Origin of the sequence: Paraglaciecola sp. L3A3 (assembly GCF_009796765.1) — a bacterium.
In the GTDB taxonomy this organism is placed as follows: Bacteria; Pseudomonadota; Gammaproteobacteria; order Enterobacterales; family Alteromonadaceae; genus Paraglaciecola.
This window is the reverse complement of sequence record NZ_CP047023.1, coordinates 5,065,140-5,088,149: the sequence shown is the minus strand read 5'-3', so window position 1 is coordinate 5,088,149 and position 23,010 is coordinate 5,065,140. Positions and strand designations below refer to the sequence as shown.

Genomic DNA, 23,010 nt, shown 5'->3' with positions numbered 1-23,010 from the left:
ATTTAGCTTCGATTATTTGTTCAAAATTTTTTATAGGGCAATTCATCAGTGAGATGTGAGGGTAATACAAATACTCCATACATCTATTCTTAGCTTGGGGTGAAGTTTATGTAATAACTCATAGGCATGATTCATAGTGCTACCTGTTGTCACCACATCATCGAATAACGCCAGATGTTGATATTGCTGTAATCGTATCATTGCCTGCTGGTCTAACGTAAAAGCGTTACGTAAGTTTTTGCGTCTTTGTATAGCAGTTAAATTAGTTTGTGGCTGGGTCGCTTTACTGCGTTTAATTATGCTTGTGTCTACAGGGATTGCAGTTAACTTACTAATTTGTTTGGCTATTTCAATACTTTGATTAAATTTACGAGTGAAGTACCTTTGACTATGTAAAGGCATAGGTAAAATGGCTTGTGGTATCTCAGGTAAAGAGGCTAAACACTTTTGCTGAAACAAGGTGGCTAAGGCTAAAGCATTAGGTATTTTGGCGGAAAATTTAAGGCCAGTAAGTAACTTTGAAATAGGCCATTGATAATCAGCTAAGGCAAGAATTTGTGGAAAAGCCACTTTAGCTAAATCTCTTTTTACTTTTGGCCTTAACAGCAAGTTATGGTTAACGCTTGCACAATCAAATAATTCGAGGTCCTGTTTGCAATAAGTGCAAAGTAAGTTTGTACTTGATTGTTTGCATATTAAACAGTTTTGTTTAAATTGGCGGTTCATTGTTGTTACGTCCTTGTGCCCAGCAATATTACAATTAGAATGTTGTTTTTGATGAAGGTAAGTGTAGGTCTAATGTCTGTTAAGTTAAATTTTTCTTCAGTTGGACAAGGAAAAAATCTAGTACTTCTACATGGTTGGGGTGTTAATAGCGGGGTTTGGCAAGCACTTATTCCTTATTTACAAAACGAATATCGAGTGACAACCATAGATATCCCTGGCTTTGGACTTAATCATAACGTGCTACCAGAGCCTTATGATTTAGATACTTTGGCTCAGTGTATTGCTCAACAATTACCTACTGATTGTCTATTATTAGGTTGGTCTTTAGGTGGTTTGATTGCCCAACAAATCGCCTTGTCTTATCCAGAAAAAGTACAACAATTACTGTTAGTTTGTTCCTCTCCTAAATTTTCGAGGAGTGATGATTGGCCGGGTATCGACCCTAAAGTTTTAACCTTGTTTGCTAAACAGCTTGAACATGATTTTTCTAAAACGCTGGAGCGATTTTTAGCGATACAGGCAATGGGCAGTGAAAGTGCCAGACAAGATGTTAAAAAAATTAAAACGGCAATACAGCAATACCCTAATCCTTCTGCTAAGGCCTTAGTTGAAGGCCTGAATTTACTTAATCAATGTGACTTACGAGAGCAGTTAAAGGGGTTGTCTGTACCTTGTCACATATTTTTAGGGCGCCTTGATACTTTGGTTCCGGTCAAAATAGCGCCTTTATTGTCTGGTTTATCTAAGCGAATTCAGACTACTATTTTAGTTAAATCGTCGCATGCCCCATTTATTTCTGCCACCGAACATTTTGCCCAATCGCTAAAGCAAATATTGAAAATAGGTTAAAAAAAATACCAAACAAGGTGATTAGATCAATAATAGATGTAGTAAACCTTTATATAATCCACTTTTTGGTTAATAATTGTACATGAGAGGTTTAGTGGTAGTAGAGGTTTTATGAACATAAATAACGATGTAAATTCGGCGATTATTAGTGGTACTTTTGGTATCCAAAAAGCCTCTAGTAATATGGCGCAGCACGCTGATAACTTAGCGCGCTTGTCAATTCATACTCCTGTTTCTAGTGATCCCCAAAATGTGCTTGTTAATGCTTCTCGCACTCAATTAGGGGCAGTGAAACAGTTACTTCCTCAGTCTAGTTCAAATATCACTTCTGATTTAGTGGGTTTGTCGTTAAGCGGCATAAACGCTCAAGCATCAGCAAAAGTGGTGGGTGTTGCTGGTGATACAGTTGGCACTATATTGGATATCTTGGCTTAACCCAGATGAATATCATAGCCCCTATCCCAACGCCTGTTGTCTTTAGTACAGGCACAGTCAATACCGAATCGGTAAAACGGGATAATACTCAGCGTGAAACCATTCCGGCTCTGTCTGGTACAGAAAACTCGGCAGCTGAAACGGGTATTGGTTCTGAGTCAGATAAAGTCAAAAAACCTGGACAAAATTTCCAAGCAGTTACCTATGAAAAACCTTCAGCTGCAAATGCACAACAAGTGGCTGGTCAAGGAGATCAAACTAAAGACAACGCTGAAGATGAAAGCGCGGGTAAAGAAAATGCCGAACAGCGTCAACAAGACCAGCAAGCTCAACAAGAACATTCAGAACAACAGCAAATTAGAGAGTTAAAACAGCGAGACTTAGAAGTACGAGCTCATGAACAAGCTCATGCCGCCGCCGGTGGACAATACGCGGGCGCACCTCAATTTGAGTATGAAAAAGGCCCCGATGGTCGTAATTATGCTGTCGAAGGAGAGGTTTCGATTGATGTATCTAAGGAGTTGTCTCCTGAAGATACAATTCGTAAGGCTCAACAAGTAAAAGCAGCTGCTTTATCTCCAGCAGAACCTTCGGCTCAAGACTTGCGAGTAGCGAATGAAGCTACACAAATGGCTTTGCAAGCGCGCACTGAAATTGCAGAAGAAAAAGCTGAACAGGCAGAATTAGCGTTTAAGCAAGCAACAGCTAAACCTGAAGAGGTCGAAAAAAATAATGAACCTAATCAGTTAAGTTTTGATCTAGAAGATATTGTTGATGAAATTGATATTACAGCTGGAACTAGAAAGCTAGACGTTGATGGCAGTACTATTGCAGCAGAAGAAAGTGCCGCAGTGAGTCAAGCTGCACAAACCAGAGATTTAGAAATTAGCCGGAGAGTGTCAGTGATAGAAGGTTATTATCACAAGGTCGGCCAACCCCATGAAGATAACTTAAAGTTATCGGCTTAGTTATCAGATATTAGTACACATATTAAAACCTCCAACTTTAGTTAAAGTTGGAGGTTTTTTTTATAGGCTTATACCAATTCCATTAAATTCTCGCTGAGTGTACATTTGTTTATTGGAGTTGGTATTATTTCTTCGCTTTGGCAAAAGCGTCAGCGAAAGCATTACCCATCATTTGATTTGATTGTTTAGCCGCAGAATCACGATTATGTGATTTTGTGGATTTAGCCTGCGGTGCTTTTTTATGCTCAACTCTTGCTTTAGTCGCATTGCTTGAACCTTGATTAGGTGTGTCACCCATACGCATAGTAAATGAAACTCGTTTTCGGGCTACATCGACTTCCATCACTTTTACTTTAACAATATCACCCGTTTTGACTATTTCTCGAGGATCTGAAATAAATTTGTCTGTCATGGCACTAATATGCACTAAACCATCTTGATGCACACCCACATCGATAAATGCACCGAAGTTAGCAACATTACTCACTACTCCTTCTAATATCATACCGACTTTTAAATCACTTAAAGACTGAACGTCATCTTTAAAGCTGGCGGTTTTAAACTCTGGGCGAGGATCTCGGCCGGGTTTATCTAGTTCACTTATGATATCGGTAATAGTAGGCAAACCAAATTGTTCAGTCACAAAGTCTTCAGGCTTAAGTTTTTTAAGTACTTCTGTATTGCCGACAATGTCGTTTACTGCCACAGATGCTTGTTGAATGATAGAGTTAACTACCGGATAAGCTTCTGGGTGAACAGCTGAAGCATCCAATGGATCGTCGCCGTTCATAATGCGTAAAAAGCCCGCTGCTTGTTCGAAGGCTTTTGGCCCTAACCTTTCTACATTCAACAATGTTTTACGGCTAGTAAAAGCGCCATTTCTATCTCTAAAGTTAACAATATTATGAGCTAGGGTTTTGTTTAATCCTGATACGTGGCTAAGCAATGCACTAGAAGCGGTATTGATATCGACACCCACGGCATTTACACAATCTTCTATCACAGTACTCAGTGATTTGCCTAAGTTGCTTTGGCTAACATCGTGTTGATATTGCCCTACCCCTATAGCTTTGGGTTCAATTTTCACTAGCTCTGCTAATGGATCTTGCAAACGCCTAGCTATTGATACCGCGCCTCTTAATGACACATCCATATCTGGAAGTTCATTAGAAGCTAATTCTGAAGCAGAATAAACAGAAGCACCTGCTTCACTGACCACTATTTTTTTCACCGCTAACTCAGGGTTAGCTTTTATCACTTCGGCCACTAATTTGTCGGTTTCTCGTGACCCTGTGCCATTGCCAATACTGATAAGTTGCACTTTATGCTGTTTACACAAAGTGGCAATGGTACGTAGTGATTTTTCCCATAGATTTTGTGGAACATGTGGAAAAATTGTACTGGTGGTTAAAACTTTTCCAGTGGCATCAACAATCGCTACTTTTACACCTGTTCTTAAACCTGGATCTAAACCCATTGTGACTTTAGGACCGGCAGGGGCAGCCATTAATAAGTCATTTAAGTTTTTAGCAAAAACATTAATAGCGTCTTGTTCTGCTTGCTCACGAATAGTGCCAAATAACTCATTTTCCATGTGTAGTTGGATTTTTACTCGCCATGTCCATTGCACAACCGAAGCTAACCATTTATCCGCAGCTTTGTTTGCAAAAGATAAGTTAAAGTGCTCTGAGATAATGTGTTCGCAATATGAACTTTTGTCACTTTCGTCCTTTTCAGGATCAGCATCTAGGCTTACTTGTAATATGTTTTCATTTCTGCCACGAAACATGGCTAAGGCACGGTGAGATGGGACTTTTGTCAACAATTCAGAATGGGAAAAATAATCTTTAAATTTTTCACCTTCTTTCTCTTTACCAGCTACAACTTGGCTCTTGATATGGGCATTTTGATTTAGATATTGTCTAACTTTTTGTAATAACTGGGCGTCCTCTGCAAAGCGCTCCATCAAAATATATTTGGCACCATCTAATGCCGCTTTGGTGTCAGGTATAGCGTCAGTGATGTAAGTTATAGCTTGTTGTTCGGGATCTAATTCAGGGTTATTAAATAGAGCATCAGCTAAAGGTTCTAAACCAGCTTCAATCGCGATTTGCCCTTTGGTGCGGCGTTTAGGTTTAAACGGCAGATAGATATCTTCTAGTTCTGTTTTGTTATCTGCAGCTAATAAACTGGCTTGCAGTGCTGGTGTCATTTTTTCTTGTTCTTGAATGGACTTTATGATGACTTTTCTTCGATCTTCTAAATCGCGAAGATAACTAAGGCGTTGCTCAAGTTTCCTTAAGGCAATATCGTCTAAGCCGTCTGTGGCTTCTTTACGATAACGTGCGATAAAAGGGACAGTTGAGCCCTCGTCTAATAAGGTCACTGCCGCTTTTACTTGGTGCGCTTTAACTTGTAGTTCTTGCGCAATTTTTTCTATAATCATCGAGAAGCCTGTAATTATTCATTTCTATCTTGGCACTATATATGGGTGAAATAATCAAATTACCAGTACTTCACGAATAAAATTTACTGAGCCAAATGTTTAATCTTGTAGATTCCAGCTTTAGATTTTAAAAACGAAATTCTTTTGAGTATTTTATGTCGGTGATAAACCAGCTTTTAATGCCACTAGGAGTCACTACGTCAAAGTCTTCATCGACACTTTTTTTCAGCAGAGCTCGCGCCATTGGTGAGTCAATAGATATGTAGTCTTTAGCATCATTATATATTTCTTCAGGACCGACAATTCGAAAACTTTTAATTTCACCTTGCTCATTTTCTATGGTGACAAAAGCGCCAAAAAACACTTTGCCTTCTTGTTGTGGAGAATAATTCACCACTTTTAATTCAGGAAGTAATTTTCTTAGGAAACGAACTCGTCTATCAATTTCTCTTAATTTTCTTTTGTTGTATTGATAATCAGCGTTTTCACTTCTATCACCTAAACTAGCGGCCCAAGTGACCACTTTGGTAATTGCGGGTCTTTCCGTGTACCAAAGAAGATCATGTTCATCGTGAAGTTTTTTGTAACCTTCAGGGGTAATAAGTTTGGTTTTCAAGCATTTACCTTTAGCGATAAAAATTAAGTTTATTATGCCAAGATGTTACCAGTAAAAGAGTTCAATGATTAATTTTAAAATATGCATTTATCCACTAAGAAATTACATCAAATAACCTGAACTCGGGTTATCCCAAGTTTAAGTTAAAAAGTAATAAAAACTGATTTTATTAGTGCAATTTGTTGTTAAAGATATGCCATATTTAGCATACAAAATAATATTCATGTACTAGGATTAGAAGTAATCAAAGTGAAGTGGCTTGTTAAATTACTGACTACTTCGGGCTTCGATTTTAGAGGTACTTTGAGTGGTTGGCACAAATGAAAGTTGCCCATTTAGTGTCGGTGTAAAGTCAAATTAATAGGTTTTATTATTCTTATTTTAAAATGGCAACTGTAAATTTTTGAGGTACAAAACGATATCCAAAATTCTGTAATCAAAAATACGTTAACTATAGTTTCAATTACCCGATTATTTCGGGATTAATAGCCCTTTCTAAGGGCCATAGTATTAAAGGAAAAAGGTGCAGCACGGAGATTAGCTGATTATCATAATGATAGACTCGAGCCGAACATGGCAACATGTTCGGCTTTTTATTTTGATATTTAAAGCATGCGCTTTGCTTAGTGTGTGAAGCACATAATCTATACTTCTTAACAACTAAACAAAGCTTGAATCGCCCTTTCATTGCCCCTCGCTTGCAAACAACACAAACCTAACTGATATGGCTCAATGTCATCTAACACTATACGACTAACTCTTTGCCCAACAGTGGAGTGATCTAGCACTATACTTGGCACTATGCCTAAACCACACCCCAAAGCGACCATGCTGACGATGGCCTCGTTTCCCGCTACTGTGGCGTAAACTCTAGGGCGAATTCCTCGTTCGGCAAACCAGTGATGCACTATACGCTTTGATGGGCCTGATTCAGGCAAAATGAATGAATGATTGCGCCAATCTACTTGGTTAAGGCGAGACAATTGTAAGTCTTTGGCGGCAATCAGCACTAAAGGTATTTCATCTAAAGGTAAAAATTTGAGTTCTTTAGGAAAATCTGGGGTATGGATGGCAATTGAAGCATCCACTTCTTGTTTCATCACCTTACTGGCAGACCAAGCCGGATCACCTGTGCTTAATTTTATTTCGATCTGAGGATACTTATGTCTAAAATTATCTAACAAACTGGGTAAATGGCTTTGGCTCGCGGTGACCGAACAAAACAAACTGAGTTCACCTTGTAGTTGCTGATGATCTTGTTTTAATTCAAGTTTGACTTTTTTCCACTCATTCAAGGTTTGTTGACTAAAACCCAATAACTTTGAACCTGCTGCTGTGAGTTTTACTTTGCGGTTATCTCGCACAAATAAAGGTGTACCACACTCTTCTTCAAGGCGTTGAATAGTGCGGCTCAAAGTCGAGGGGCTAACAAATAATGCTTCTGCAGTTTTACCAAAATGTAAACTATTCGCTAAATGTTGAAATAGCTCTAAGCTACGAATATCCATCAAACCGACCTTTGTTGCATTTTGTGAAACATTATATTGCAAATATATCATTTTATACAATATAGCTTATTGACTATTATTCAGCCATCGCAATTTCATCTCGAATTTGCACGCGTTCAAAGTTAAAAAACTTAAGGATTTAACATGGCTAATTATTTCAATACATTATCGCTACGTCAGCAACTTGACCAAATCGGTCGCTGTCGTTTTATGGACCGTTCAGAATTTTCTTCTGGTTGTGATTTCGTTAAAGGCAAAAAAATTGTCATCGTTGGTTGTGGTGCACAAGGTTTAAATCAAGGTTTGAACATGCGCGATTCTGGCTTAGATATTTCTTATGCTTTACGCCAAGCAGCTATCGACGAAAAACGTGAGTCTTTCCAACGTGCTAGCGACAATGGTTTTACTGTAGGTACTTACCAAGATCTTATCCCAACTGCTGACATCGTTTATAACCTAACACCTGATAAGCAACACTCAAGTGTTGTTGAAGCAGTTATGCCGTTAATGCAACAGGGCGCTACTTTAGGTTATTCACACGGTTTCAACATTGTTGAAGAAGGCCAACAAATTCGTTCAGACATCACAGTCGTAATGTGTGCTCCTAAATGTCCAGGTACTGAAGTACGTGAAGAGTACAAGCGTGGTTTTGGTGTACCAACCCTAATCGCTGTTCACCCAGAAAATGATCCTAAAGGTCAAGGTTGGGATATCGCTAAAGCACTAGCTTCTGCTACAGGTGGCGATCGCGCTGGTGTATTAGAATCTTCATTTGTTGCTGAAGTTAAGTCTGACTTAATGGGTGAGCAAACTATCTTATGTGGTATGCAACAAGTTGCTGCTATCTTAGGTTACGAAAAAATGGTTGCTGAAGGTATCGACCCAGGTTATGCAGGCAAACTAATCCAAGACGGTTTAGAAACCATCACCGAAGCCCTTAAAATCGGTGGCGTGACTAACATGATGGACAGATTGTCTAACCCAGCTAAAGTAAAAGCGTTTGAATTAGCTGAAGAATTAAAAGTTCTTTTAGGTGATTTATTCGGTAAACATCAAGATGACATCATTAGCGGTGAGTTTTCTCGCACTATGATGGAAGATTGGGCCAATGGCGATGCTAACTTGCTTAAATGGCGTGAAGAAACGGGCGAAACTGGTTTTGAAAATGCACCTGAGTTTAACGGTGCTATCGATGAGCAAGAATACTTCGACAATGCTGTATTCTTAGTCGCTATGATCAAAGCCGGTGTAGAAATGGCCTTTGATACTATGGTTGAAGCGGGCATTTTACCAGAGTCTGCATACTACGAATCACTTCACGAAACGCCATTAATTTCTAACACAATCGCTCGTAAACGTTTGTACGAAATGAACGTGGTTATTTCTGACACAGCTGAATACGGTAACTACTTATTCGCTAATGTAGCTGTACCAATTTTACGTGAAAAATTAATGCCAAACATAGGTACTGATTTAATCGGTAAAGCATACACAACTGCAACTAACAGCGTAGACAACAAAAAATTAGTTGATATCAATAAAGAAATCCGTGAAAGCGGCGTTGAAACAATCGGCGCAACTTTACGTGGTTATATGACTGATATGAAAACTATCGTAGAATCTGCTTAAGTTTATCTTTCGCTAATAAAAACCCAGCCTATATGGCTGGGATTTTAGTATCTAGGATACTTAAAACGACAAGTGTATGCGATAAGATACATAGTAGGATCTCATTAAATAGGGTTTACAGCTGATTTATTGAATAAATTATTGGTAATACAGCAATTAATTGAATACTATTTGTACAGTTTGTGAATATGTCTGAGATTAGATACGGTGCAAGTCAAAACTCAGACCTCATAGCCTATTAAACGTGACCTAAGAACTGGCCTTAATATTGCTTAGGCTCAATACTACAACTTTACATATAATTTATTTCTAGGGTCAACATGAACGAAACTATTGCCAAAACTACCCAAGTAGACGAATGGATCTTTGAAATTAAAATGGTTAAGGCAATAAAAGTCAAAAAACATGGCGAACCTTATTCAGCAGTCGCTAGCCTCACAGCCAATGGTGAGCAAATGTATATTGACTCTCACTTGTCAACCGGTGACGAAGAACTAAACAAAGATGACTTTATGGCTATCTATAAATTTTGCCAATCTATCGGTATGAAAAATATTAATTACGATAGAATCAAAAATGGTTTTAGAACTAGCAAAAGTATAGAAATAGTTGAAAACCAAACACCAAAGCTTAGAGCTATTTAAGTAATAGCATAAGTGAGAAGTTTTAAACTTCTGTGCTCAAACCTTATTCAGATTTTTTAATTTGAATCTAGGCGCTATTTTAGGTGCCTAGAGGTTTGGTATAACTGTTCTATTACTTGTCTGCATACCAATATAAAATAAAAGAAATGCAGCCAAAGGCCACAAAACCAAGTGCCACAGGGGTGATGGTTGTGTGAATAAAGCTACCAATAAACACAGCTGTGGGCACTGAGAACACACTACTCAGTGAACCAATAATTGCAGCACCTAAACCAGCCATTTTGCCCAATGGTTGCATAGCCATAGAATTAATATTGCCAAACAAAATACCAATACAGAAAAAATCACAAAACAACACACTGACAAACTGCCATAGAGGTGGAATGCCATCATTGGCAAAACACAGAGCTGCCAGTAAAGTAGAAAAGATCATCCAGCCTAACATTGCCCAAGTACACAGCTTACGCATACCTAATCGCATGACTAAGGTGCCATTGATAAAAGAAGCTAGGCCAATTGAGAAAGACAATAAAGCAAAATACATAGGGAACATCTCCCCAGTATCATAAATCTGCTGAAACAATGTCTGTGAAGAGCTAATGTAAGCTAGAAATGCCCCAAAAATGACTCCAGAAGATATGGTGTAAAACATCACCACTTTATGGGTCAGAATAAACTTACTCGATTGCCAAAGTTTTGCCCAACTAAAAGGTTCGCGCATTTCTTTGGGTAAGGTTTCGGCTTGGCGCACAAAAAACCACACACCTATAATTAAACCAATTAACAAAAACGAAGCAAAAATATAGCGCCAAGATAACCAAAGCAGAATGGCTTGACCAAAACTAGGGGCTAACATTGGCACCAAAATAAACACCATCATAATGAACGACATGACCCTAGCCATGGCTTCACCTTCAAACTTATCTCGGATCACTGCCAAAGTCGCAATTCTCGGTCCAGAGACGCCAAATGCTTGGATCACTCGACCAATCAGGAGCACAGTAAGAGATTCAGCAAACATACAGACTAATGTGCCTAGGGCAAAAATAAGTAAGCCATGCAGAATGGCATAACGCCGACCTTTATCGTCAGACAATGGCCCATAAAACAACTGACCAAAAGCCATACCTAAAAAGAATAATGAAACAATCAAATGTGTTTGTTGTGGATCTTGGATGCCTAAATCAACACCTATTTGATGTAAGGCTGGCAACATAGCGTCTATACTTAATGCCACTATCGAGGTCATCAATGCCATAAGTGCCACAAACTCTACCAAACCTATATCTGGCTTAGTTTCTTGCGGCGAGGTTTGATGTTTGACAGACATGATTTAGACCAATAGGTTAAGAGCGTTGAATTTTATCAATAGCTAAAAATAGTGCTTTTATCTTTTATATCAGATAGTAAGTGAATTTAATCAATTTTCACAAAAATGAAGTCGGTTAAATTTTTGCAAAGGTTCGATAACAATAAAAGAACATCAGCCTAAACAAATCCACTATTTGCTTAGGCTATATGGTTCGTTAACTCGAGCCTAGGTTATTGAGTTATTTCTGGCTCATCAGAATTTGCCAAAACTTTTACTCGGCCATTACGTAAACTATAAATCCAGCTATGTACATTCACCGATTGTCCTCGAGCAATAGCATCTTTTACAATATTACTGCGGCGAACATTGTCAGCCTGTTCCATCACATTTAATTCACACATTCTGGCTGACTTTTCATCTGCATTTAACACAGATAATTCTTCTCTATGTTTATAGGCAATATCTTTAATGTGCCCTAACCAGTTATCAATCAAACCAAATTGTTGATCGCCTAAAGCCGCATCGACTCCACCACAGCCATAATGACCACAAACAATCACATGTTTAACTTTTAAAACGTCCACAGCATATTGCAATACAGATAAACAATTAAAGTCAGTGTGCACCACTAAATTGGCTACGTTTCTATGTACAAAAATATCACCAGGGATCAAACCTACAATCTGATTGGCAGGCACTCGGCTATCAGAGCAACCTATCCACAAATATTCAGGCTTTTGTCTTTCTGATAGGCGATTAAAAAATTCAGGATCTGCTTCTTTAGTAGATTCAGACCAATTTTTATTATTTTCAAGTAGTTGAGAAATTTTTTTCATATTACCTCTTTGTAAGACGCAGAGTATAAAGACAATTGCTGGGATAAATCCAACGATATATAAATAAATATTATTTCGACAATTCGATGATAGAACTTACCGATTATATCTGTTGCTGGCACATTCGATAAAACAAAACTGTGCATAGAATAAGGTCTTAAACCTAACTTTCAACCCCAAATTTGTTGTGGCTATTTAAACTCCGGCCAAATATCCATTTCTATTATTTTAAACACCAGAAAATATTTTTTATATTATACTGAGGCAAAAGTATTCTCAGAACCAAGTGCATCAAATGAAAAAAATATTGATATCAGTTAGCATTGTACTAGCTATCTTAGTTGCGATTGTTTTCTATCGGACTATGACAGTCTTTGAGAATACTCAATATCAGGTAACAAGCCCTATACAAGTAATCTCACTCGATCAAGCAAGTGTCATTCAACGTTTTAGTCAAGCGATTCAGATACCCACCATATCTTACGACGATAGCAGTCAAATCGATCACCAAGCCTTCGCAGATTTCCATCAATTTTTGGCTAAGTCGTTTCCTCTAGTGCACCAACAAACTCAACTGAAAATATTTGCAGGTTATAGTTTGCTCTATCATCTAAAAGGAACTAATACACAACTAAAGCCGGCCTTGTTTATGGGTCATATTGATGTGGTGCCGGTAGATCAAGCATCTCGAGATAAGTGGCAACATGAACCGTTTTCAGGTGCTGTAATTGATGACACAATTTGGGGACGTGGCACTATCGACGACAAAATAAGTGTGGTGGCGTTAATGGAGGCCATGGAACATTATTTAGCCAGAGGTATACAACCAGAGCGCAGTATCTATTTTGCTTTCGGCCATGATGAAGAAGTAGGGGGAAAAGGTGCCATAGCTATAGCCGAATACTTTAAAACTCAAAACACTGAGTTTGAATTTATTTTAGACGAAGGGGGGATTATTTCTGAAGGCATAGTGCCAGGTATCTCCCAAGCAGTAGCATTAGTGGGCATTGCCGAAAAAGGCTTTGTTAATTTTCGCTTAACTGTAAAAGGTGAGGGTGGTCATTCATCTCAACCCCCCGCCCATACCGCCTCTGGCATTTTGGCTCAAGCCATAGTCAAAGTCGAAAATAATCCATTTCCTGCCACCTTTGAATTTTTCGAAATAATGTTTGAACGTATCGGTTATGCCACCGACTTATCACTGCGCTTACCCTTGTCTAATTTATGGTTGTTAGAACCTGTAGTGATGCAAGCTCTGACGGCTAAGCCGAGCACAGCAGCCAGCTCCCGCACCACAACAGCTGTCACTATGTTGCAAGGTAGTAGCAAATCAAATGTACTGCCAACAGAAGCCAGTGCAGTGGTGAATTTTAGGATATTACCTGGAGACACAATCGATAGTATTCGTGCTCATTTGGCTAAAGTTATAGATGATCCACAAGTTGAGATAACAGCAGAGCTCGCCAATGAAGCATCAAGTATCTCACCGGCAAATAGTTATGGTTTTAATTTGATTGAATCCACCATTAGGCGCATTGACGACACTGTTTTAGTTGCCCCTTTCTTAATGATTGGCGCAACCGATGCTAGGCATTTTGATGATTTATCAAACAATATTTATCGTTTTATGATGGTCAGACTCAATTCAGAAACGCTCAAACAATTCCACGGTATCAACGAACAAATTAGCGTCAAAGACTACCTAGGCTCTATTCAATTTTATCATGCCATGTTAGAACAAGCGGCCAGTGGTGAGTCCCTATAAGATTCTAACTCTGCTTGAATAGTTGATTTTTACTGGCGTATAACCAAGTTAACGCTAACAGCAACAAGGTAATAACGATGGCGGTGGGTTCAAATGCATCGCCTAATATTTCGCGATATTTTTTGGCCCAAAACAAAGCAAAAAAGCAATGACTGGTGAGAATAACTGCTAGCCAAAAGTTAACTAATTTTGCCCATTTCTGTTGTTGAAATCCGTACCAAGCTAAATTGCCAAATAACACAGCAATAACCAAAATCATGGTGGGTATAATGAAGTGTTTACCAATAATAAATGTTTGCAATACCCCTAGGCTACTAACAAAGGCAACTGTGGCCATTAACCAATCAAGTCCATAACTAAAGTTCAATTTTTTCACAACGCCAACCTATTATTAAAACTTAAGACAAGACGAATCCAAGTAACGTGCCAGAGTTATAGCCAAAATTTATCGAGATACATAATTGGCCACACCGGCCATATTTAAAGCACTACAAACAAAAATAGACAATAGTAGGAGATTAATGAGTATAGAAAATCTAAGGATTTAGCGAATCAACTTGCCCAAATATGATGCAGAAAGCCCGAAAAAAACGCCATAAAAGTCAATTAAGACGCCCCCTAAATAGAGGGTATAACGGAATTGCCGACTTTTAGCTTAAGCTATACTTTTCGTAGATAGGTTTTGTAAACCCAGCCATCAATGACGCCATCAGACTCTAGATCAACTTCCACCCAATTACCTATTTCTTGGCCAATTGATAAAATCTGATTTAAAGGTAAGTTATCCAAAATATCAAAATCTTGACCCGCACCTGCGCGCATTCTTAAACCAGAGCGAGCATTAACCGCATATTGATCAACGACCATCTCAGGCTCAGGTTCTATTTTTTGCGGCATCAATTCTGGCAGAGTGCTCGCTTCATCATCCACGGGCTTTAAAAACAACTCGCCTTCAGCTGCTCGTCTTTTTACTAATCCAGCTAAAGAGCGTTTTTTACCTGTACTTGGGTCGGTTGCTTTTACCCAACGACTTAACTCACTAGGCACACAATCATAATCTTTCCCATTTAATTTTCGGCGCAAAGTACTCGCATTTAAATTACCCGCGCCACAATTAAAAGCAAAACTAACCAGTGCAGCAAATTGATTGTCATTTAGCTCAACACTGATTGCCTTTTCTACCGCTATAGCAAAAGCCTGCATGTCATCTTGTAGAATATTTTCTGCTTCTTGCTCGGTAATAGACTGGCCCATTTGTACATTTTGCGTATGCCCATACCCTATAGTCGGCACACCTGCGGGACATATATAGGCATCGGTATAAAGCCCTTCAAACTGCTTTACTAGGTTTAAGCCATTTTGATTAATTAATCTGCTCATTTTTATTCCTTTAAATTATTGTGACCTTGCTCAAAATATAACAACAACTTTCACTTTTCTCTATTTAATCTAACTAAAATTTAAACGAACTTCTATGACATAACTTCTTTGATCATTTTTATTTGAGTTACGCTATATCAAATACATATTTAGCGATAATATCCTATGGATATCATTATTAATTTTCACGGTAATTAACCTAATCTCAGGTTAATTAGATTCACTAAGCCCTCATCATATAAGCTTACTCAACCAATAGGATTATCTGTATTTGTGATAAATACCATTAAAATCAAACTACCAGACCCAAGGGAACAAAATTATTGGGAATGTATTATTGAAGTAGATGGCGATACAAGTCTGGAAGATTTACATTTTATCATCCAAGGAGCAGTAGAATTTGATAACGATCATATGTATGAATTTTTTATTGCTAAAACGGAACGTGCTTATGAGCGGAATAGCTTTGTATGTAATGAACAGCAAATAGTAAATACTAGTATTGAATCTTTTACCCAAGCTGCCAAAGGGAAGAAGATGTTTTACTTGTTTGATTACGGTGATAGCTGGTTATTTCAGATCAATAAAACCCGCAAGCAACCTTTTGCTCCCGTTGAGAATATTGAATATCCGCATATTGTGTCTAGAAGTGATTTTTTTCCTGAACAATATTCAGATTGGGACGAAGAAGATTATGAGGACGATTTTGATGATGATTAAAATAATCAAGCCGATTACCTAATAATTGATATTAAAAATAGGCTTTGCTATTCCAGAAATGGGTTTAGCAAAAGCTCAGTAGCATCGCTACCAAGCTTTTATTAAATCTCCTGAGCCAGGGGGAACCCGGTTCTCAGGCTAAGTAATTTTATTGACGAACTTCACCATCACCCATCACAATAAACTTCTCGGTAGTAAGCGACTCTGCGCCCATAGGGCCGTAGGCATGTAATTTACTAGTAGAAATACCAATTTCAGCACCTAAGCCCAACTGACCACCGTCAGAGAAGCGAGATGAAGCATTGGCCATGACTACTGCAGAGTTAATGCGGCGAATGAATTCTTGGGTTTTTGAGTAATCTTGAGAAACGATTACCTCGGTATGACCAGAACTATATTCTTCAATATGCTCAATTGCTTGCTCAAAATCGTCAACTACTCTTACTGCGATTTCCATAGCTAAATATTCAGCATGCCAATCATCTACTGTAGCGGCGGTTGCACCAGCAAAATAACCTATGCTGTTTTCACAAGCATGTATCACAGTGTTGTGCTCGGCTAACATAGCGGCAGCTTTAGGCAAAAATGACGCGGCTACATCTTTATGTACCACTAATGTTTCGAGTGAATTACATACGCCGGTGCGTTGCGTTTTACCATTTTTAAGAATATTCAAACCTTTAGCTTGGTCGGCATCGCTGTCTATATATAAATGACAAACACCTTTAAAGTGCTGGATAACCGGGATACGGCTATTTTCAGAAACAAAACGAATTAGGCCTTCACCACCACGAGGAATAATCAAATCAATAGACTCGTTTAATGTCATCAATTCATTCATAACGGCGCGGTCAGTATCAGGTATGACTACCACTGCAGCAGGATCGATTTGATGTTTGGCCAAAGCTGATTTAATACATTCGGCTAACGCCAAGTTTGAGTGAATGGCTTCTTTACCACCACGTAAAACCACAGCATTACCGGCTTTAAGGCATAAAGCTGCTGCGTCTATTGTTACGTTAGGGCGAGATTCATAAATCATCGCAATTACACCTAATGGAATGCGCATTTTACCCACTTGAATACCACTTGGCATACGTTGAATGCTAGAGATATTTCCTACAGGATCTGCCTGTCCGGCAATTTCGAGTACGGCATCTGCGATAGCTTGGATACGAGTAGAGTCAAGGGCTAGACGATCTAACATTGCTGCATCTAAACCATTTTCTTTTCCTGCGGCCAAGTCTTTCTCATTTGCAGCTAAAATGCTCGGTGTGTTGGCAGATAAGGATTCAGCGATATCTGTTAATAACTGATTTTTCTGTTCAGCATTTAAATTAGCAACTTGGCGTGCAGCTTTTTTGGCTTGCTGCGCCGCTTCGGCAATAGAGAAACTCATGTGTATACCTCGATAATTAATTATTCGGTGTCATGTTATGACATTGATTTTTGATCGTTACAGCAGAACTAGATCGTCTCTATGTACTGCAGCTTCGCTCAAAGAGTAGCCTAGTTTGGCTTCAATTTGATTGCTTTTTAGCCCTTGTATTGCGCATAAATCTGCAGCGTTATACATGACTAGCCCTTTAGCTATGGCTTTATTTTCAAAACTAATATTCACTGCATCACCAGATGCAAACTGTCCATCAACCTTTATGATACCAGATGGCAACAAAGAAGCGCCCTTATCTAAAAGTGCATCTTTCGCTCCTATATCAATATGCACGTTCCCCTTCACTTTCAAGGTGTGTCTAAGCCAAGTGTTTCTGGCACTAGTTTGCGTTTTTGTAGTTTTAAACAAAGTGCCAGGTACAGTGCCTGTTGCTAATAACTTAAATACGTTGGCATCTCGACCGTTAACTATCAAGGTCTGAATGCCAGAATTTACACATTTATCAGCAGCTTGAATCTTAGTTTGCATACCGCCTGTACCCACATCACTGCCCGCACCGCCAGCCAAATCATAAATAGCTTGATCTATATGTGAGACTTCAGAAATCAGTTTAGCATTTTCATTTTTTCGTGGATCGGCATCATACAAACCGTTGATATCAGAACAAATAATTAAGGTATCTGCTTCTGCGACTAATGCGGTATAGGCCGCCAAGTTATCATTGTCGCCCACTTTTAACTCATTAACGGCCACAGTGTCATTTTCGTTTACTATGGGTAAGGCGTTGTTTTTTAATAATTCTCTGAGCGTATTTTTAATATTGACGTAACGAGTACGATTATGTAAATCATCTGCTGTGAGTAAGATTTGTGCACAATCAAAATCGAATAACCCCGCCCAATTAGCCATCATTTGCATTTGGCCAATAGCGGCCATGGCTTGTTTTTCAGCTATTGAAGGTTTGTGTTTATAGGCGATTTTACCCTTTCCTGCGGCAACACTGCCCGAAGAGACTAAAATCACCTCTTTTCCTTGTTTACGACTTTCGCTGATAAATTGCGCAATGGCCGCTAAATACTGGGTGCTACATTGATTATTACTAGGCGCAATTAAACTGCTACCTACTTTAATCACTGCACGTTTCCAGCTAAATGTACTCATACTAATCCTCACAAATCAATTCACATAGGTTACGATAAACAGCAGTAATAACAAGCCATTGTAGTTATAAGCTAGGCGTGATTAAACCAATGCCATATATAACTCACTTGACGAGTGTTTAAGACGAATCTTCGAATTTCTACAACGACATATTTGGGATAATTATTTCAATAAATAGCGCTTAACGGCTATTTTTGTAAAAAGTTCGTAAAACAGTCTTAAAATGAATAATTCAAATAAAAAACTAACCTTCAGTGACTCCGTTGAAATGCTCAAAATTACCTTTGGCACCCATCATTAGGTACTGCAAACTTTGGATATTATACTAAGGTACTAGAAACATTGAGTTGAAAAAGTACTTACATTTCGACTAATTGTCATTCATCGCCCTGATTAAATAAATTCACACCTAGAAACCAATAGTGAATTGACAAAAATATCCTCACCCAAAACACCTTAACGATGTACTAATAAAATAAAAAGGAGACAAATTTAAAACTATTTTTGATAAAAAAATTACCCAAGATAACGCTTTGAAATATAAAATATTTTACTTTTTTAAGCTACAAAATTGTAGAGCAGGTCAACCCCTTAGCTTGACAAACGATTAATTATCGACCTAAATAATTACCTTAACTGAAGATTATTCTCAACTATTCGATCAGCTAAATGGATTTAGTCATATGTCAGAACTTTTTCGTCAACAAGCCTTAGACGCACAAAAACAAAGGTTATATGGTAATATATGCCTTGCCCAACCGCTGTCTCTCACTGTGCTTACCTTAACACTCACTACTGTGGTGATAGCTATAATGCTGTTTCTGTGTTTTACCAATTACGCACGTAAAGAAACAGTACATGGTTACCTTAAACCGGAAGAAGGTCTAATACAAAGTTATACCGAACGTGGCGGGGTGGTGGACCAACTGTTTGTTCAAGAAGGCAGCAAAGTCGTCGCTGGTCAACCTCTAGCGTTAATTGTCACGGCACAAATTCTTGACTCAGGCGAAGAGCTGAGTGACAAACTCGCTCTTGAGCTAAGCAATCAAAGCCGCTTGCTTGATGAGCAATGGCAGCAACAAGAAAGACTACAGGAGGAGGAGTCTTTGCGCCTAAGTCAACGCCTTAGTGTGCTAAATGACTCTCTCGCAGGATTGGTTCGCCAACAAAAATTGCAGAGGGAAAAAATTGCCTTGCTAGAGGCTCAACAGAGCCAATACTACAAGTTGCAACAGCAGGGTTATATTTCTGAACTGGAATTACAGCAACAACTGGAAAAGCATCTGATAGGCAGACAAGATCTCGAGTCTTTACTGCGCAGCACACTACAGCAAAAAAATGAAATTCAGCAATTAGAACATGAGCTTGTCACTCTGGCTGACAGATACGGCGTAAAAAGAACCGAAATTGCTCAGCAACAATCTGAACTTAGTCGCCAATCATCCCATTTACAAAACAGCCATAAACTGGTGATTAATGCCACACATAGTGGCACGATTACGGCCATCCAGGTGGATAAAGGTCAGGGAGTGCAACATAATACCTTGCTGATGAGTCTGCTTCCTGAAGGCGCAGAGCTTGTGGCGGAGCTGATGCTACCAACTCGCTCTGCTGGTTTTATCAAAATCGGCGATGTAGCCAGATTACGTTTCGAAGCATTTCCTCATCAACGTTTTGGTTTAATGCAAAGTCACATAGTCAGGGTCGATCAAGCATTGATCACTCAAGCAACAAACAGTCTTCCAGTGCCCCTTACTGAACCTGTCTATCGTGCCCGCAGCAAGCTAAGTGAGCAATCCATTCGGGGTTATGGACAAGAATTCACCCTCAAAAGTGGTATGTTATTAGAAGCGGATATAGTTTTAGACACTCGTTCTTTACTCGATTGGATGCTCGATCCAATTTATAGTTTACAAGGTAGGATAGGCTGATGGCGTTAGCAAGCCAGCATGCCAATCCCTTGGAACTGCTCGAGTTTTCGTCAGCCAAACGGGTACCTCTTATTTTGCAGGCTGAAGTTGCCGAATGCGGTTTGGCGTCGATGGCAATGGTTGCCTCGTACTATGGTCACAAGCTTGATATGTCAGCTATGCGCAAGCGTTTTTCAGCCAATTTAAAGGGCATGAATCTGCAACAGTTGATTGATGTGGGTGACAGTTTGGGTTTGGTCAGTCGCGCTGTGAAATGCTCCATTGACGATGTGGATAAACTTAACCTGCCCTGTATTCTGCACTGGGACATGAATCACTTTGTAGTACTGACAAAAATATCTAAAAAAAGTGCCACTACAAATGATCCAGCCTTGGGTAAGCGCTGCCTCAGTTTGAGTGATTTCGCCGATCACTATACCGGTATCGCTCTGGAGCTGCATCCCACCAGTAAGTTTGTTAAACAACGTGAACAACAGTCCATGGGCTTATCACAGCTGTGGAGCAAAATGACAGGGTTAAAGTCCGCATTATTAAAATTATTTGCCCTATCGATTTTATTGCAACTATTCTCACTGGCCACTCCTTACTATATGCAATGGGTGGTGGACGAAGTGCTGATAAGTCAAGATCAGCCTTTGCTGTCGGTGCTGGCCATGGGTTTTGCCTTGCTGGTTATCATCTCAGTGGTGACCAGTAGTGCCAGAAGCTGGTTAGTACTGCGCTTGTCTAGTTTGCTCAATATGCAAATGGGGGTAAATCTGCTCCATCATTTATTACGTCTACCCATGCAGTATTTTGAGAGACGACATATTGGCGATGTGGTTTCACGTTTTGGTTCACTGGGTCATATTCGTGAGCGTTTAACCACAGGGGTAGTTGAGACCCTGGTGGATGGGGTGATGGCCCTCACGGTATTAAGTATGATGTTTATTTACAGCGCCAAGTTAACCTTGGTGGTGCTACTGGCTATAGCCTTGTATAGCCTGTTGAGGCTGGGCCTTTATCGGCCACTTCATCAAGCATCTGAAGAAGCTATCCAGAGTGGTGCGAAAGAGCAAAGTAGTTTTTTAGAAAATATCCGTGGAATGCAAAGCATAAAGTTGTTCGGTAATGAATCTCAGCGCCAAGGGATCTGGCAGAATCGCTACGCCGAAGTGATCAATGCCGATATTCGCTTGGGTAAACTCAACATCAGTTTCTCGGCCGCTAACCAGCTATTGTTTGGTTTGGAAAATGTTGCTGTTATCTATATGGCAGCCATGCTAGTGATGCAAAATACCTTGTCGGTAGGCATGGTACTTGCCTTTATTGCTTACAAAGGTCAGTTGACTAGCCGTTTTACTAATCTAATCGAGCAGCTTATTCAGTTCAAAATGATGCGACTGCACCTAGATCGCATAGCCGATATTGCCCTGCATGAGCAGGAAAAACACCGTGAAGGTAACACAATGGTGAAAGCGCCCAAAGGTCAACTGATACTGGAAAATCTGAGTTTTAGTTACGCTGATGACCAGCCTGATATTATTGACAAGATCAACTTGAGCATAGAAGCCGGAGATTGTATTGCTATTATCGGCGCCTCTGGCTGCGGCAAAAGCACGCTGATGAAGTTGATGTTGGGCCTTTTGACGCCTACGTCAGGAAGAATATTACTCGATGGTCAGGATATCACTCACCTTGGCCTTAAAAATTACCGCCATCTCATCAGCGGTGTGATGCAAAACGACACTTTATTGGCAGGATCCATTGCCGATAATATTAGCTTCTTTGACCCAGAGCCTAATTACCTGAAAGTAGAGCGCTGCGCACAGCTTGCAGCTATGCATCAAGACGTAAGCCTTATGACTATGGGGTATAACGCCTTAGTGGGGGATATGGGGTCTAACTTATCGGGCGGTCAACTGCAACGCTTATTATTGGCCAGAGCCTTATATAAAGAGCCGGTTATACTATTTTTGGATGAAGCCACTAGTCATTTAGATGCCAGCAACGAAGCCAGGATCAGCGAGCAGATACAGCAGCTAAACATGACCCGGATTATGGTAGCCCACCGGCAGGAAACCATTACCAGGGCCAATAAGATTTATCGCTTAGAGAATGGGCAATTATTCCTCGAAAGTAATAATCAAGCAGCAACGGCTAAGCACCCAAGAAAAGGCAGTTAGGGTATCTTTTGATAATAAAGAATTTTCTGCTTGGTTGACTATGTTCAATATTCAACCAAACGGAAATAAAGCGGCCGACCGGAATTAACTTTGAATGAATAGTTCAGGCCAGCCTAACTAACCGTTTGTCCCAGTAATGGTACAGACAATTAATCAATCCTATTTTAGTGGAAGATTAATAATCAGGAGAATATTTTATGAAAAATATTTTTGGTTTAGATAAAAACTATGAACAATTTGATTTTGAAGAGATTTCTGTTGAAGAGCTTCAAATGATATCCGGGGGCAGTGGTGGATATGTTGCCGCAGGTCTCGCATCAGGTGCGGCTTTTGGTATTGGCATGGCTTCATTTGGAACAGGCTGGGGGTCAGTTGCTGTTGGAGTGGCTTTTGCAGTTTCTCCCATAGCAGTTACCGCAATGGCTGGTTTAGCTTTGTTCGCCGGTTACCAAGCCGCCAGTGCTGCCTTCGGCTAGCACTATCAAGGGTGTCTTCTGCAGACACCCTTTTTTCAGGGCTTTACGAG

Annotated in this window: 20 protein-coding genes; 10 read left to right on the top strand and 10 right to left on the bottom strand. The window is 39.5% G+C overall.

The annotated features are described in order from the left end of the window. Positions 1-45: 45 nt before the first annotated feature. A complete protein-coding gene (locus GQR87_RS21220; protein WP_233267352.1) occupies positions 46-570 on the bottom strand; it encodes a ComF family protein in 525 nt (174 codons plus the stop codon). A 228-nt stretch (positions 571-798) separates the two neighbouring features. Between GQR87_RS21220 and bioH the strand changes: the two genes are divergently transcribed. The 3 genes from bioH (at position 799) to GQR87_RS21205 (ending at position 2,978) form a co-directional block, all read left to right on the top strand. Continuing rightward, the gene (bioH, locus tag GQR87_RS21215) at positions 799-1,575 is read left to right on the top strand and encodes a pimeloyl-ACP methyl ester esterase BioH (RefSeq protein ID WP_158972666.1); all 777 of its coding nucleotides are present in this window, start codon (positions 799-801) and stop codon (positions 1,573-1,575) included. A 111-nt stretch (positions 1,576-1,686) separates the two neighbouring features. Further along, on the top strand, positions 1,687-2,010 hold the full coding sequence (locus GQR87_RS21210; RefSeq protein WP_158972665.1) for a hypothetical protein: 324 nt from the start codon (positions 1,687-1,689) through the stop codon (positions 2,008-2,010). 5 nt (positions 2,011-2,015) lie between these two features. Then, positions 2,016-2,978: a putative metalloprotease CJM1_0395 family protein gene (locus GQR87_RS21205; RefSeq protein WP_158972664.1), complete on the top strand. Its 963-nt coding sequence runs from the start codon at positions 2,016-2,018 to the stop codon at positions 2,976-2,978. A 124-nt stretch (positions 2,979-3,102) separates the two neighbouring features. Here GQR87_RS21205 and GQR87_RS21200 read toward each other — a convergent pair whose 3' ends face one another. The 3 genes from GQR87_RS21200 to ilvY form a co-directional block, all read right to left on the bottom strand. After that, positions 3,103-5,424, bottom strand: a complete 2,322-nt coding sequence (locus GQR87_RS21200) for a Tex family protein (protein WP_158972663.1) — start codon at positions 5,422-5,424, stop codon at positions 3,103-3,105. 127 nt (positions 5,425-5,551) lie between these two features. Continuing rightward, positions 5,552-6,040 carry a transcription elongation factor GreB gene (greB, locus tag GQR87_RS21195; RefSeq protein WP_158972662.1) on the bottom strand — a complete coding sequence of 163 codons (489 nt, stop codon included), beginning with the start codon at positions 6,038-6,040 and terminating at the stop codon, positions 5,552-5,554. A gap of 653 nt (positions 6,041-6,693) precedes the next feature. Continuing rightward, the gene (ilvY, locus tag GQR87_RS21190) at positions 6,694-7,548 is read right to left on the bottom strand and encodes an HTH-type transcriptional activator IlvY (protein WP_158972661.1); all 855 of its coding nucleotides are present in this window, start codon (positions 7,546-7,548) and stop codon (positions 6,694-6,696) included. 144 nt (positions 7,549-7,692) lie between these two features. On the opposite strand from ilvY, the gene ilvC reads away from it, so the two are divergent. Then, complete coding sequence (ilvC, locus tag GQR87_RS21185) at positions 7,693-9,177, top strand: ketol-acid reductoisomerase (RefSeq protein WP_158972660.1); 1,485 nt, start codon at positions 7,693-7,695, stop codon at positions 9,175-9,177. A 320-nt stretch (positions 9,178-9,497) separates the two neighbouring features. Further along, positions 9,498-9,821 (top strand): hypothetical protein, encoded by a 324-nt coding sequence (locus GQR87_RS21180; RefSeq protein ID WP_158972659.1) that lies wholly within the window; start codon positions 9,498-9,500, stop codon positions 9,819-9,821. Positions 9,822-9,933: 112 nt separating this feature from the next. On the opposite strand, the gene GQR87_RS21175 is transcribed toward GQR87_RS21180, so the two are convergent. Both GQR87_RS21175 and can read right to left on the bottom strand, forming a co-directional pair. Then, positions 9,934-11,151: a multidrug effflux MFS transporter gene (locus GQR87_RS21175; RefSeq protein ID WP_158972658.1), complete on the bottom strand. Its 1,218-nt coding sequence runs from the start codon at positions 11,149-11,151 to the stop codon at positions 9,934-9,936. A gap of 212 nt (positions 11,152-11,363) precedes the next feature. Further along, the gene (gene can / locus GQR87_RS21170; protein ID WP_158972657.1) at positions 11,364-11,969 is read right to left on the bottom strand and encodes a carbonate dehydratase; all 606 of its coding nucleotides are present in this window, start codon (positions 11,967-11,969) and stop codon (positions 11,364-11,366) included. A 295-nt stretch (positions 11,970-12,264) separates the two neighbouring features. Between can and GQR87_RS21165 the strand changes: the two genes are divergently transcribed. Further along, complete coding sequence (locus GQR87_RS21165; RefSeq protein ID WP_158972656.1) at positions 12,265-13,734, top strand: M20 family peptidase; 1,470 nt, start codon at positions 12,265-12,267, stop codon at positions 13,732-13,734. Positions 13,735-13,738: 4 nt separating this feature from the next. Here the strand turns inward: GQR87_RS21165 and GQR87_RS21160 are convergent, their stop codons facing one another. Then, complete coding sequence (locus GQR87_RS21160; protein WP_158972655.1) at positions 13,739-14,110, bottom strand: hypothetical protein; 372 nt, start codon at positions 14,108-14,110, stop codon at positions 13,739-13,741. Between the two features lie 284 nt (positions 14,111-14,394). Further along, positions 14,395-15,114 (bottom strand): glycoside hydrolase family protein, encoded by a 720-nt coding sequence (locus GQR87_RS21155; RefSeq protein ID WP_158972654.1) that lies wholly within the window; start codon positions 15,112-15,114, stop codon positions 14,395-14,397. 273 nt (positions 15,115-15,387) lie between these two features. Here GQR87_RS21155 and GQR87_RS21150 point away from each other — a divergent pair, with 273 nt between their 5' ends. Then, positions 15,388-15,834, top strand: coding sequence for a hypothetical protein (locus tag GQR87_RS21150; protein ID WP_158972653.1), 447 nt, complete (start codon positions 15,388-15,390; stop codon positions 15,832-15,834). 148 nt (positions 15,835-15,982) lie between these two features. On the opposite strand, the gene GQR87_RS21145 is transcribed toward GQR87_RS21150, so the two are convergent. Beyond that, complete coding sequence (locus GQR87_RS21145; RefSeq protein WP_158972652.1) at positions 15,983-17,233, bottom strand: glutamate-5-semialdehyde dehydrogenase; 1,251 nt, start codon at positions 17,231-17,233, stop codon at positions 15,983-15,985. Between the two features lie 57 nt (positions 17,234-17,290). Further along, positions 17,291-18,388 (bottom strand): glutamate 5-kinase, encoded by a 1,098-nt coding sequence (gene proB / locus GQR87_RS21140; RefSeq protein WP_158972651.1) that lies wholly within the window; start codon positions 18,386-18,388, stop codon positions 17,291-17,293. A gap of 683 nt (positions 18,389-19,071) precedes the next feature. On the opposite strand from proB, the gene GQR87_RS21135 reads away from it, so the two are divergent. From GQR87_RS21135 to GQR87_RS21125, 3 genes are all read left to right on the top strand, one after another. Further along, entirely contained in the window at positions 19,072-20,319 is a 1,248-nt protein-coding gene (locus GQR87_RS21135; protein WP_158972650.1) for an HlyD family efflux transporter periplasmic adaptor subunit, read from the top strand. Beyond that, a complete protein-coding gene (locus GQR87_RS21130; RefSeq protein WP_158972649.1) occupies positions 20,319-22,484 on the top strand; it encodes a peptidase domain-containing ABC transporter in 2,166 nt (721 codons plus the stop codon). Before GQR87_RS21135 ends, GQR87_RS21130 begins: the two co-directional genes overlap by 1 nt. A 197-nt stretch (positions 22,485-22,681) precedes the next feature. Next, positions 22,682-22,960: a hypothetical protein gene (locus GQR87_RS21125; protein WP_158972648.1), complete on the top strand. Its 279-nt coding sequence runs from the start codon at positions 22,682-22,684 to the stop codon at positions 22,958-22,960. Positions 22,961-23,010 lie beyond the last annotated feature (50 nt).